We start from the raw sequence: 13,996 nt of genomic DNA, 5'->3' as shown, positions 1-13,996 counted from the left end.
AGGATTATTTATGAGGGGACGAATGAAAAAATTAATAGGTGCTATTAAAAATATTATTTATACTTCTGTTAAGTTCTCTATATTTATACTTGTAGACGATGAAGGTAAAGAAATAATATGTGTATATAATGATAATAATATTAATAAAAATGATTACGTGGAAGTTAATGGGAATTTTGAAATCAATGGTAAATATGGTGAGAGATTTAAAGTTTCCTTTTTAGAGAAGAGGATTTTAAGTGTTACAAATGACATAGAGAGTTATTTATCGTCTTCTTTATTTGTTGGAATTGGTAGGAAAACAGCTAAGAAAATAATTGAGAAGTTTGGAGATCAAACTCTTGATATAATAAATAATTATACTGAAAGATTAAAAGAAGTTGAAGGTATTGGGGAAAAGAAGTTCTTAGAGATAAAAAGTGCTTTGAATAGAGATAAAAATGATAAAGAGATAATTTTAGATCTTATAAATATTGGATTTTCTTTAAATAATGCAAATAAAATTTATAGTTTATTTCGTGAAGAAGCTGTAAATATTATTCGTGAGGATCCATATATGCTTATAGGAAAGATTAATGGATTTGGATTTAAGAAGGTGGATTTAATAGGAAAGAAACTAAATATACCAAATGAGAATTCAAATAGGGTTAGAAGCGGTATATTTTATGTGCTTAAGGATAATTTGAAATTTGGAAATACATTTATATTATATAATGAGATGATTGAGAAAAGTAAAGAGTTATTATGTATTTCTGAAGAAAAAATAATTGAAGTTTATAATGATATTTTATCATGTGGTATTATTGTAGAGAAGGAATTTAACTATGAAAATAGTAATATAAAATGTGTTTTTTTGACAAACATATATATGGCAGAATATGAGATATGTTCAAATTTAATTAGGTTATATATAGGATATAAGGATAAATTTAATATTGATATCTATAGAGATATACTTGAGTTTGAGAATAAGAATGATTTTAAATTTTCGGAAGATCAGATTGAGGCACTAGTTGGTGGTATAAAAAATGGTGTGCATATAATAACGGGTGGACCTGGTACAGGGAAAACAACTATAATAAAATTTATTTTAAGCACACTTCTTAATTATGGATTTAATCCAATAATGGTTGCACCAACTGGGAGAGCAGCAAAAAGAATGATGGAAACTACAGGATTTGAAGCTAAAACTATACATAGAGTTCTTGAAATTTCAACTAGTGATAATGAAGAGTTTGGATATATAGGGAAAAATGAAAATAATAAAATAAAGTGTGATGCTATAATAATAGATGAAGCATCAATGGTTGATGTTTTGATTGCAAGCAAATTATTTGAAGCATTGAAAATAGGAACAAAGATAGTAATAGTTGGAGATGTTGATCAACTTCCATCAATTGGTCCTGGAAATTTTTTAAGAGATATAATAAACAGTGGTATATTTCCAGTTTCATATTTAAATAAAATATATAGGCAAAAGCAAAATAGTTTTATAGTTTTGAATGCTCATAAGATTAATAATGGAGAGGAACTTATATTAAACAAAAAAGATAGTGATTTTTATATTATAAAAGATAGTAGTGAGGAGAATATATGTAAAATTTTAGTAGATTTAGTATCTTTTAGGATACCTAAATTCTTTGAATATAAGATTGATAAGTTAAAAGACATACAGATTTTATCTCCAATAAGAGGAGGAGTATTGGGAGTTTCAAATCTTAATAGTTTACTTCAAGAGAACATAAATCCAAAGGATATTAATAAGGATGAATTAATATATGGGGGAAAATGTTATCGAGTTGGAGATAAGGTTATGCAGATTAAAAATAATTATGAGATTAGAGGATATAATATACATGATGAAGAACAAGCAATAGGAGTGTTTAATGGGGATATTGGGTATATTATAGATATAAACGAAAAAGAATTAAGTATTATATATGATGACAGTAAGGTGTTTAAATATACAAAGAATTTATTAAGTGAAATTGAACATGCTTATGCTATTACTATACATAAAAGTCAAGGGAGTGAATTTCCAGTTATTATATTGCCTATATTTAAATTCTCTAGTATGCTGATGAATAGAAATATATTGTATACAGCGGTTACTAGAGCTAAAAAATATGTTGTATTAGTTGGTGATATAAATTATTTAACATATATGATAAAAAATACTTCAAAGATTATTAGATATTCATCTTTAAAATACTTATTTAATGAAGTGATTAATTTATTAGATAAAAATTAGGAGTGAGTTTAAAATTTTAACGCATAGTAAGAATAATAATATAAATTATAATTTTTATAGCCTAACTAAATGGTTTTCTACATCAGGGGAAGGCATATTAAATTTGGTATCTCATCCATTTTATAATTTATCGAGTATAATTTTATTAATAAATAATCTTTTAAGTAGCAATAAGAAAATATTGTATATAACTCATAATGAGGAATGCGTGAAGAAATTTTTATTGAGTAAAAGAGTTGATGTAGATTCTATAGTTTTTTTAAGTACATTTTTAAATATAGATAGAAGAAATCAATTTGATTTATTAATTGTAGATGATGTGACAGGAATATCTTCAGTTGATGATTATTTTATAAGAGAATATGTTGAAGACATACGTATAAGTAAAAAGATTATAATAAGTATGAAGAAGATGTTTAAGGATAAAGTATTGTATGAAATGAACGAAGATTTGAGTTTATTTAAAGAACCTAGGAGTATACAAACTAAAATAAATTTAAATGAAGATATGCCACATGTCGTATTTGAATTTTTAAAGTGGTTTATGCTTAATAAAACAAAGGTTATACTTATTACTAAAGATGATAAATCATGTTTCAATGTAAGTAAATATATGAGGAAATATAGTTTACTATTTCCTAAGATTAAGAAGATATATATGTATAATGAATTTAAATCTTTTAATGATTTTGTAAATAGAATTAATGATGGATATTATATATATTTGACAACTAGTGAGTATCTTTTAGAATTATATAATTTTATAGTTGATAATCCCATGTATAATAATTTTAACATAATAGTGTTTTTTGCTTGTAGCAGTAAATTTAATTATAAAAGTTTACTTACTATATGTGGGATGTGTAAATTTTTAACAAATCGTAAAAATGAAATTATTTTTGTATCTAATTATGAAAATATAGAAATAATTATGGCAAAAGTAATTTCAAGGAGTTATAATAAGAAACTTTGGGAAAGTGGAGTGAGAAAATATTAGATTTGATTTATCCTAATTTAAATTTGTGTGTAAGTTGTTATGAAAAAATAGATGATAAATTTATTTGTCACGAATGTATGCGGGATATTAAGTTTAATGAGGATTTTAATAGAGTTGATTTTAATGATTTTCATGCATATAATGCTTGCTATTATTTTGGCACTATGAAAAATATAATATACAATTTTAAAATACATAAAGATTTTAGGTCTGGTGAGTATTTGAGTATTATTTTAAATTCTTATATTAAGAAGTTAAATATCAAAATAGATTATTTGAGTTATGTTCCTAGAGATAGGAACAAGATTAAAAAAGAAGGGTTTGATCAGAGTCATTATTTGACTAAGACGTTAAGTAAGAGTTTAGATATACCGTATATTAAGCTTTTATATTGTATTGGTAAAAAACATGATCAAAAAAAGTTAGATATATCGGAGAGAACAGTTAATATAAAGGATAAATTTTTTATAAATAAGCATGTAGATTTGAGTATGTTAAGGAATAAGAAAGTTTTAATTATAGATGATGTAGCGACAACTTATAGTACTTTAAATGAGGTTTGCGGGATTATTAAAAAAAGTACATTTGAAATGGATTTAAGTGTATTGACAATTGCGAAAACTTTAATTTAAAATATAGTAAAGCTAGGTTTGTGGTTGAAAATCGATGCCAGTCGCAGGCGAAACGATCCACGTAAATTAAAAATAGATTTTTAATTATCATGGTGCGGCTTAGGAGTAAGACCTGCCATTTAGGTATGAGAGGGTTAGTAGTGAGGAATTAGTTTTTATTAGCGAAAGCTCCAGCAGGCGAGTGTGGGGTAAAAGACCAGGTCAACTAGCTTTAATTTTAAAATAAAGGGGCTTGAGGTTAATGAAAATTGTTATTCATGGTAAGAATATAGAAGTTACTCGTGCGTTGGAAGATGCTATAAATAAAAAATTATCTAAATTAGATAATTATTTTTCACAAGAATTAGAAGCCCACGTTACTCTGAGCGTTGAAAAGAATAATCAAATAATAGAAGTTGGTATTTTATTTAATGGTATATATTTAAGAGCTCAGGAGAGAAATAGTGATTTGTATATTGCTATAGATTTAGTTGTAGATAAATTATATAAGCAAATTCGCAGACAAAAGACTAAGCTTGTTAAGAAATATAGTAATAAAGATATAAGAAGTCTGGATATATTACTTGATAATATAGAAAATGATGATTTAGAAGACGATATTATTATAAAAGTTAAAAAGTTTCCAATTAAGCCTATGTATAAAGATGAGGCAATACTCCAAATGGAACTTATTGGACATGATTTTTATGTTTTTATCAATGCAGAGACGAATGATGTTAATGTGTTATATAGGAGAAAATCTGGTAATTATGGACTTATAGAAGCAGAATATTAATTTTGGGTTAAGGTGTTCAATTGAACACCTTAACCTGTTTATTAAGCATATAGAATAAAAAAATAAATTATATGTTTAATTTTAATATAAAATTAAGATAATATAATTATAAGTGTTAGTGTAGTGTGAGGATGAAAATTAATGGGATTATTAACAAAAATATTTGGTACATATAGCGATAAAGAATTGAAACAAATAAACAAGATAATAAAAAAGATTAATTCTTTAGAGCCATCAATACAAAATTTATCAGATGATCAGTTAAGAGGTAAGACTGATGAATTTAGACAGAGGTATAAGAAAGGTGAATCTCTTGATAAAATGCTTCCAGAGGCTTTTGCTGTAATAAGGGAAGTTTCAAGGAGAGTGATAGGTAAGAGACATTATGATGTTCAATTGATTGGTGGAATTGTATTACATCAGGGAAGAATTGCGGAAATGAAGACTGGAGAAGGAAAGACATTGGTTTCTACACCTCCAGCTTATTTGAATTCTATAACAGGAGAGGGAGTCCACATAATAACTGTTAATGATTATTTAGCACAGAGAGATTGTGAAATAAATAAGCCTATATATGATTTTTTAGGTGTTAGCGTTGCTCCTATAGTTCATGGAATTACATCTAAACAAAGGCAGGAAGCTTATGCTTGTGATATTACATATGGAACAAATAATGAGTTTGGATTTGATTATTTAAGAGATAACATGGTTATATTTAAAGAGGAGAAAGTTCAGAGAGGATTGAATTTTGTAATTATAGATGAGATAGATTCTGTTCTTATAGATGATGCAAGGACTCCTTTAATAATATCTGGTGCTGCAGATAAATCTACTGATTTTTATAGGATAGCAGATTATTTTGCTAAAACTCTTAAGGAAGATGATTATAAGAAAGATGAGAAAACAAATTCTGTAATTTTAACTGATAATGGTGTTAAAAAAGCAGAAACTTTCTTTAGGGTTGATAATTATGCAGACCCTCAAAATATGAGTATACAACACCATGTTTCCCAATCTTTAAGGGCTAACTATGCTATGAAAAGAGATAAGGATTACATTGTTGTAAATGGAAAAGTTGAGATAATTGATGATAATACTGGTAGGGTAATGGAAGGAAGAAGATATGGTGATGGTTTGCACCAGGCTATAGAAGCTAAGGAAGGTGTAAAAGTTGAAAAGGAATCGAAAACGCTTGCGACTATTTCCTATCAGAATTTATTTAGAATGTATAAAAAGTTAAGTGGTATGACAGGTACTGCTGCAACTGAAGAAAATGAATTTAGAGAAATATATAGCTTGGATATAGTAGTTATTCCAACTAATAAGCCTATTAAGAGAATTGATCATTCAGATAAAGTATTTAAAACTGAAGGTGGGAAAATAAAAGCAATAATAAAAGATATTGAGGAAAGTAATTTTAAAGGTCAACCTGTTTTGGTTGTTGCTCCTAGTATTTCTAAGGCTGAGGCCATGTCTGATGAATTGAGAAGGAAAGGAATGAAGCACCAACTTCTAACAGCTAAATCACATGAAAAAGAGGCTGAAATTGTAGCTCAGGCTGGTCAATCAGGAATGATAACAGTTGCAACAAACATGGCTGGAAGAGGTACTGATATAAAGCTTGGTAAGGGTGTTCCGGAAGCAGGAGGTCTTAAAATTATAGGAACTGAAAGAGCAGAATCTCGTCGAGTTGATGGTCAGATGAAGGGAAGAGCTGGGCGCCAGGGAGATCCAGGTAGTTCTAGATTTTATATAAGTCTAGATGATGATTTGATGAGAATATTTGGATCTGATAGATTAAAAGCTGTTGTAGATAGACTTGGGCTTTCAGATGATGATGCTATTGAGAGTAAATTTGTTTCTAAAGCTATTGAGAATGCACAAAAAAATGTTGAGGGTAACAATTTTGATGTCAGAAAATCTCTTATAGGATATGATGATGTTATAAATAAGCAAAGAGAGATAATATATTCTCAACGTTCTAGAGTACTTGAGGGTGAAAATTTAAAGGAACAAATAATTTCTATGATTGAAGATGTTGTTTCATATGAGGTTAATGTACACTTACTTGGATCTGATTCTGAAGAGAATGATTTAAATAAACTTATAGAATATATGGAAATGTTGTATGTTCCTGTTGGGTTAATTAAGCCTGAGATGCTTGAAGATTTAAATACAAAGGAAATAATAAATAAATATGTGTCTATAGCAAAGAAAATATATGCAAAAAAAGAGGAAGAGTTTGGAGAAAAACAGCTTCGTGAGGTTGAGAGAGTAATATTACTTAGAGTTGTTGACCTTAAATGGATGGATCATATAAATAATATGGATCATTTAAAACAAGGTATAGGGCTTAGAGCATATAAACAACAAGATCCAATTCAGGCATATCAATATGAGGGAAGTGCTATGTTTGAAGAGATGATAATGAATATAAAATTGGATACTATCAAGTATTTAATGCACGTTAGAGGTGATAAAGCTCCTCAGAGAGAAAGAGTTGCTAGGGAAACAGGTACGAATGAAACTTCTTCTGATACTAAAGCAAAACCAATTAGGAAAGAAGCTAAAGTTGGAAGGAATGATAACTGTCCTTGCGGGAGTGGAAAGAAATATAAGTCTTGTTGTGGTAAAAATTCTTAAATTTTATTTTAGCTGCTTTTTAGCAGCTTTTTATATACAGAGGAGAAAGTTATGTTTGATTATCAATATTTTAAGAGTGAGCTCAAGGATATAAAGGAGAATTTTGATGTTATAAGGGGGTTTCTTTGACTTAGATAATTTAAATAAGAAACTTGAAGAGTATTCTATTATGATGGAGGATACTAAATTTTGGGACGATGTTGAAAATAGCACTAGAATAGTTAGGATTAGCAAGAGTTTAAAAGATAGAATAGATGAAGTAAATAATTTATCTAAAGATTATGAATATTTATTAGAGTCGTTAGAGCTTATTAAGGATGATAATGATGAGGAATATATAAAGATATTTAAAGATGATTTTTATAAATTTAAAGATCTTATAGATAATCTTAGTATTAGGACTATTTTAAACGGTGAGTATGATAAAAATAATGCTTTTTTAACTATTCATGCTGGTGCTGGTGGAGTTGATGCTCAAGACTGGAGTGAGATGCTTTTTAGAATGTATATGAGATGGGGAGAGGAAAATAAATTTACTTTAAATGTTATTGAGTACACTATAGGTGATGAAGCAGGAATAAAAAGTGCTACTATAAAAATTGAAGGTGAGTATGCTTATGGTTATATGAAGGGGGAAAGAGGCATACATAGACTTGTTAGAATTTCCCCTTTTAATGCTAATGGTAAAAGACAAACATCTTTTGCATCTGTCGAGATTTTACCAGAGATACAGAATATAAAGGAAGTTAAGATAAATGAGAGTGAACTTAAAATTGATACATATAGGGCTAGTGGCGCAGGGGGACAGCATGTCAATAAAACGGAGTCTGCAGTTAGAATAACTCATTTAAAGACAGGTATAGTTGTTCAATGTCAAAATGAGAGGAGTCAGTTATCAAATAAGGAAACTGCGATGAAAATGCTAGTATCTAAATTGATTGAACTTAAGGATAGAACCCATAAGGAGAAACTTGAGGATTTAACGGGTGATCTAAAAGAAATTGGATTTGGGAGTCAAATAAGGTCATATGTTATGCATCCATATACACTTGTTAAGGATCATAGAATGAATGTTGAAATATCAGATATAAATAAGGTGCTTGATGGAGATATTGATATATTTATAAAAAATCATATAAAAGGCTCTATTGATAGAGAAAAGTAAATTTATGACAATGGGAGGAATTAATATGGATATTTCTAAAATTTTATCTAGTGAGTTTTTAATTGATAAAAAATATGTTGATAATGTAATTAACCTATTAGATGAGGGTAATACAGTTCCATTTATAAGTAGATATAGGAAAGAAGCAACAGGTTGTCTCGATGATGTTGTATTAAGAAAATTTGAGGTTAGACTTAATTATTTAAGAAATCTGAATGAAAAGAAAGATAATATTATACGTTTGATTGATGAACAGGGGAAGTTGACAGATGAGATTAGAGATAATATTTTAAAAGCTAATACATTGGTTGAAATAGAAGATGTGTATAGGCCATTTAAACCAAAGAAAAGAACCCGTGCAATTATTGCAGAGGAAAAAGGATTAAAACCACTTTCGGATATCATTTTACATAAAGAGTTTAATGGGGATATTATGAAAGAGAGTGAAAAGTATATAAATGAGGAATTAGGCATTAAAGGTGGACAAGATGCTTTAAATGGAGCTAAGGATATAATATCTGAAACAATTTCAGATAATGCAGATTTTAGAAATTTTATTCGTAATTATATATTTGAGAATGGAATTATTGAAACATGTGGAGAAAGTGATAAGAGGACTCAATATGAGGGATATTACGAATATAGTGAAAAAGTAAGGGTGATACCTCCTCACAGGATATTAGCTATTAATAGAGGAGAGAAAGAGGGAATTTTAAAAGTTAAGATATCTTTCGGAGAAAGTGAAATTATAAATATGATATTTTCTAATATTATGGTTGAGAATGAAAAATGTAATGAATTAATATTAGAGGCTATAAATGATTCTTTAAAAAGACTTATAGTACCTTCGATTATCAGAGAAATTAGAAAGGATTTAAGCATAGAGGCAGAAGATGGTGCAATTATTATATTTAAGGAGAATTTAAAAGCGCTGCTTATGCAGCCTCCAATAAAAAATAAAGTTGTCATGGCGATTGATCCTGGATTTCGTACTGGTTGTAAAGTTTGTATATTAAGTGATACAGGAACATATTTGGATTCGACTACTATATATCCAAATGAGCCTGTTAAAAAAGTTGAGGAAAGTAAGAAAAAGTTAAAGGAGTTAATTTATAAATACAACGTAAGTTTAATTTCGTTAGGAAATGGTACTGCAAGTCGTGAAACTGAAGAAATTGTTGGTGAAATTATAAATGAGGTTAAGAAAGAGAAGGGTATAGATTTATCTTATGTAATAGTATCAGAAGCTGGAGCTTCTGTTTATTCAGCCTCTGAACTTGCAAGTAAAGAGTATCCTGATTTAGATGTTACTATAAGAGGAGCAATTTCAATAGGAAGGAGATTGCAAGATCCTTTAGTTGAACTTGTTAAAATAGATCCTAAATCAATAGGTGTTGGACAGTATCAGCATGATATAAATGGTAAGAAATTAGAAGAGTCGCTTAAAACTGTGATAGAGGATTGTGTAAATTCGGTTGGAGTAGATTTAAATATGGCAACACCTTCTATATTATCATATATTTCCGGAATAAACGCATCTATTGCTGAGAATATTGTAAAGTACAGAGAAGAAAATGGAAAGTTTAAAAGTAGAGCAGAACTTTTAAAGGTTAAACGTCTAGGTAATAAGGCTTATGAACAATGTGTTGGATTTTTAAGAATAAGTGATGGAGAAAATGGTCTTGATAATACTTCAGTTCATCCTGAAAGTTATGATGCTACAAAAAAACTTTTGAATATGTTTGATTTGGATATAGATGATTTAAAGTATCATGGGAAGATAGTTGATCTAGATGAGAGGTTTAAAAAACAAAATAGTTTTGAAATATCTAAAATGTTAGGTATTGGAGAGATTACGTTGAGAGATATAATAAAAGAACTTAAAAAACCTGCTAGAGATCCAAGAGAAGATTTACCGGAGCCTATATTTAAAAAGGGAGTTTTAACTATGGATGATTTAAAAGAAGGAATGATACTTGTTGGTACTATTAGAAATATTTCTGATTTTGGAGCTTTTGTAGATATTGGAGTTCATCAAGATGGATTAGTACATAAGTCTCAGATATCTGATAAATTTATAAGACATCCATTAGATGTAGTAAAATTAGGTGAGATTGTTAATGTTAAGGTACTTAAAATAGATAAAGAAAGAAATAGAATTTCTTTAACAATGAGACTCTAATAATTATTAGAGGTGTATTAATGTATGAAAAATTTTAAATTTAATAGTAAGATTAAAATATGTATTTTGATATCTTTATCAGTTGTTCTTATGTATTTTAGATTGAGCGTTCCATTTTTACCAAATTTTTTAAAGTTTGATCTATCAGATATACCGATATTTTTTATAACTATAATATTTTCTCCTATTTGGGGTGTTATATCTTTAGCATTAAAAAATTTATTGGTGTGTTTTACTATGGGAAGTTTTACTTTTGGCATAGGGGAGCTTGCAAATTTTTTGATGGGGGTTTTTTTTATAATTCCGGGAGCATATTTTTATAAAAAATTTGATGGAAATAAGAAATATATTTTTAGTTTATTATCTGGAATGATTGGACTTACTTTAGCAGGAGTTATATTAAATGCTACGGTAATATTACCTGTTTATGTAAAATTATTAGGGGTTGAGTTAAGTTCTTTTATTGGGGAAGGAAATACATTGTTAAAATTTTTGATTATATATATCGTTCCGTATAATATAATAAAATCTATGATAGTGTTCTTCCCAACCGTTGCTATTATTGCTAGACTCAAAAAATAAATTCTAGGAATTTATCCTAGAATTTTTTCATTATTATGGCATTTTCTACAGGAAATTTGTAATAATTTTCTCTTATACATATTTCTCTAAAGTTAAATTTTTTATATAGGTTTATTGCTATATTATTAGATTCACGAACTTCAAGAAGTATAGTATATTCATTATAATTTATTATGAGATATTCCATTAAATAGTTTGATAATCCCAGACCTCTATAATCATTATGAATGGATATATTGGTAATGGTTATTTCATCTATTATTATCCATACACTCAAAAATCCAATTACTTGATTCTTATACATTAACGAAAAATATTCAGAGAATATACTATTAAAGTCTTCATTAAATAATTTTATGCTCCATGAATTTTTAATATTTGAATTACTTATTGAGTAGATAGAATCTATATGTGAACTTTTAGATTTTTGTATATAAATATCTTTTAAATTAATCATTTTTGAATTTATAATTTTTATTAAGAAGCATTTCTTGGGCTTGGGACATTCGTATATATGAAGGAACAGAAGAAGTTGTATCGTCAAATAAATTTAATTTAAATTTTTCTAGTCCTAATAGTGCATAATCATATGAAGTTATAGGCTTTTTATTTAAATATGCATTTGGGAAAAACGAATTTAATTCAGATTCAAATCTTATTGTTCCATCACCTGTAAAAAGTATGTTATCTAGATTAGTATTTTTTGATTTTAAATATTTTTTAATATTATTTATATGTATAATTTCTCCTTCAAAACGATTTTGTATTATTTCATCTTTATATCTAAATGAATTTATATAGATTTCATCTCTCAATGCATTTATTATGCTACATACAATACCATTAAAATTTTCTCTAAAACATAAAGAGTCCAAAGATGATAGAGAGATCATTGGTTTTTTTAAAGAAAATGAGAAAGCTTTTATTATTGAGAAGGCTATTCTAAGTCCTGTAAAACTTCCAGGACCTTTAGATAAAATAAATCCATCTACGTCGTTTATTGCTATATTTGAATTTTTTAAAATGCAATCTATGATATTTATAGAGTTTATAGAATGATTTTTCAAATTATATATGTTTATTTCTGACAATAATTTTTCATTTTTTGTAACACAGGCACTTAGTATGTCTGAGTTTGTATCTAGAGTTAAAAGTATCATATTATTAAACCTCCTTTTTAAAATCATTTAAAATTATAGTTAGAACTTCAATATATTCATTACTAAAATTAAATTCAATTATGCGCTCATTATCTTTTGTGGGAACTTTAAAGATATTTATGTAATTCGTATTTTTCGGGAGAGCCTCTCTTATATTTGAGGCCCATTCTATAATTTTGACTCCGTCATTTTTAATGTAGTCATTAAATCCAATTAAAAATAATTCATCTAAAGAATTTAATCTATAAACATCAAAATGATATAAAGGTAAGGTTCCATCGTAGTATTCATTTATTAAATTAAATGTTGGGCTAGTTATATTATTTTTAATATTGAGTCCCATAGCAATTCCCTTTGTTAAATGTGTTTTACCACACCCCATATCCCCATCTAATGCAATTATTGCGCTTTTATTTAAGTTTTTTCCAATTAATTTTCCAATATTAATTGTCTCATTTATATTATTTATTTTTAAAGTATTCTCCATAAACAACTCCATTTTATATTTGTATAGAATAATTTTAATAATTTTTGGTAGTAATGTAAATTTAATTTTATCATTGATTTAGTATAAAAATTATAGTATAATATTATGGTAATCTAGGGGTATAGCTCAATTGGTAGAGTAGCGGTCTCCAAAACCGTTGGTTGCGGGTTCGACTCCTGCTACCCCTGCCATATTGTGAAAAAGAGAGACGAAAACTTCGTCTCTCTTTTTATATGTAATTATTTAAAATTTTTAGTGAATCGTAATAAGTTTTTGCACAATAATTGCACAAAATAAAATTCGAGTAAATTAGTTTAATAATATTTGTTCCTTCTTTACCACAACAATAACAATTTTTCATTTATTTCAAACTCCTAATTTAAACATACTCAAATTATTTCTTTTAATTAGGAAAAATATACAAGCTTTTTGAAATAATAATTTATTTATTAAATAATGTTTAAATTTTATTTAAAAAACCATAATAAAATTATTGTAATAAATTATTTTGATGATAATATAATTTACTTTGAAAATAAAGAGGCGGTTATAGTTGTTTACTTAGGAGGGGATTTGAGGTGAGGTCAGAGCATAATTATGATAAAAAACTATTGAGCAAAAAAGATTCTTTATTTATGGATATTGTCGATTTAGACAAGTTTAAGAAATTAGATGATAGATATATAGTTAGTGATATTTGCAAGAACACAGGTATTAAATATGATTTTAAATGTGATACTTGCAATATTTATTATAGGTCATTTGCTTTAAATATTTCATTTAATAGTTTGAACAAATTTAAATCTATAGCTGGTTTTATTGATTTGAATTTATGTGGAAAAGCAGATAAAAATAAGTTTATCTCTTTAATTGAAGGAATAATTTCTAATAAGAGATTTGATATATCTATTAATAGTTTGAGGGAAATTATGGATAATGTAATTAAAGATACTATAAAGGAATATAAGATAAAGATTAGTAATGGAGATTTTTATATAAATAGAATTATAAATACTGATAGGGAATTGGTATTTATGTTGATAAATTTAGACTAATATTTAAAAGAGCACTTGAATTTCAAGTGCTCTTTTTTTATTTTTAGATAATTTTCTTGAAAATTGG

At 27.2% G+C, this 13,996-nt stretch carries 12 protein-coding genes and 1 tRNA gene; 10 read left to right on the top strand and 3 right to left on the bottom strand.

Annotated elements, in window-relative coordinates:
• The first annotated feature begins 22 nt into the window (after positions 1 to 22).
• From recD2 to SFBMNL_RS06460, 8 genes are all read left to right on the top strand, one after another.
• Positions 23 to 2,251 carry an SF1B family DNA helicase RecD2 gene (gene recD2 / locus SFBMNL_RS06495; RefSeq protein WP_042294929.1) on the top strand — a complete coding sequence of 743 codons (2,229 nt, stop codon included), beginning with the start codon at positions 23 to 25 and terminating at the stop codon, positions 2,249 to 2,251.
• A 208-nt stretch (positions 2,252 to 2,459) separates the two neighbouring features.
• A complete protein-coding gene (locus SFBMNL_RS06490) occupies positions 2,460 to 3,248 on the top strand; it encodes a hypothetical protein (RefSeq protein WP_005805366.1) in 789 nt (262 codons plus the stop codon).
• Positions 3,221 to 3,880, top strand: coding sequence for a ComF family protein (locus SFBMNL_RS06485; protein ID WP_042294925.1), 660 nt, complete (start codon positions 3,221 to 3,223; stop codon positions 3,878 to 3,880). The genes SFBMNL_RS06490 and SFBMNL_RS06485 overlap by 28 nt, the downstream gene beginning before the upstream one ends.
• A 241-nt stretch (positions 3,881 to 4,121) precedes the next feature.
• Positions 4,122 to 4,655 carry a ribosome hibernation-promoting factor, HPF/YfiA family gene (gene hpf / locus SFBMNL_RS06480; protein WP_005805368.1) on the top strand — a complete coding sequence of 178 codons (534 nt, stop codon included), beginning with the start codon at positions 4,122 to 4,124 and terminating at the stop codon, positions 4,653 to 4,655.
• 141 nt (positions 4,656 to 4,796) lie between these two features.
• Entirely contained in the window at positions 4,797 to 7,298 is a 2,502-nt protein-coding gene (secA, locus tag SFBMNL_RS06475) for a preprotein translocase subunit SecA (protein ID WP_005805369.1), read from the top strand.
• Between the two features lie 51 nt (positions 7,299 to 7,349).
• A protein-coding gene (prfB, locus tag SFBMNL_RS06470) for a peptide chain release factor 2 (RefSeq protein WP_193761054.1) occupies positions 7,350 to 8,463 on the top strand; the annotation gives its coding sequence in 2 pieces (ribosomal slippage) (positions 7,350 to 7,412 and positions 7,414 to 8,463; 1,113 coding nt in all).
• 25 nt (positions 8,464 to 8,488) lie between these two features.
• Entirely contained in the window at positions 8,489 to 10,645 is a 2,157-nt protein-coding gene (locus SFBMNL_RS06465; protein WP_042294923.1) for a Tex family protein, read from the top strand.
• A 24-nt stretch (positions 10,646 to 10,669) separates the two neighbouring features.
• Positions 10,670 to 11,227: an ECF transporter S component gene (locus tag SFBMNL_RS06460; protein ID WP_014018052.1), complete on the top strand. Its 558-nt coding sequence runs from the start codon at positions 10,670 to 10,672 to the stop codon at positions 11,225 to 11,227.
• 16 nt (positions 11,228 to 11,243) lie between these two features.
• Here the strand turns inward: SFBMNL_RS06460 and rimI are convergent, their stop codons facing one another.
• The 3 genes from rimI to tsaE are packed head-to-tail and all read right to left on the bottom strand — an operon-like array spanning position 11,244 to position 12,874.
• Positions 11,244 to 11,684 (bottom strand): ribosomal protein S18-alanine N-acetyltransferase, encoded by a 441-nt coding sequence (rimI, locus tag SFBMNL_RS06455; protein WP_005805376.1) that lies wholly within the window; start codon positions 11,682 to 11,684, stop codon positions 11,244 to 11,246.
• A complete protein-coding gene (gene tsaB, locus SFBMNL_RS06450) occupies positions 11,677 to 12,387 on the bottom strand; it encodes a tRNA (adenosine(37)-N6)-threonylcarbamoyltransferase complex dimerization subunit type 1 TsaB (RefSeq protein ID WP_005805378.1) in 711 nt (236 codons plus the stop codon). Before tsaB ends, rimI begins: the two co-directional genes overlap by 8 nt.
• 4 nt (positions 12,388 to 12,391) lie before the next feature.
• Positions 12,392 to 12,874: a tRNA (adenosine(37)-N6)-threonylcarbamoyltransferase complex ATPase subunit type 1 TsaE gene (gene tsaE / locus SFBMNL_RS06445; RefSeq protein ID WP_042294921.1), complete on the bottom strand. Its 483-nt coding sequence runs from the start codon at positions 12,872 to 12,874 to the stop codon at positions 12,392 to 12,394.
• A 115-nt stretch (positions 12,875 to 12,989) separates the two neighbouring features.
• On the opposite strand from tsaE, the gene SFBMNL_RS06440 reads away from it, so the two are divergent.
• Positions 12,990 to 13,065 (top strand) — tRNA-Trp (locus SFBMNL_RS06440).
• Between the two features lie 387 nt (positions 13,066 to 13,452).
• Positions 13,453 to 13,929, top strand: coding sequence for a hypothetical protein (locus tag SFBMNL_RS06435; RefSeq protein ID WP_042294919.1), 477 nt, complete (start codon positions 13,453 to 13,455; stop codon positions 13,927 to 13,929).
• Positions 13,930 to 13,996 lie beyond the last annotated feature (67 nt).

Origin of the sequence: Candidatus Arthromitus sp. SFB-mouse-NL (genome assembly GCF_000709435.1) — a bacterium.
Taxonomy (GTDB): Bacteria; Bacillota; Clostridia; order Clostridiales; family Clostridiaceae; genus Dwaynesavagella.
The sequence above is the reverse complement of the archived record's forward strand: the minus strand, read 5'-3'. Positions and strand labels throughout refer to the sequence as shown.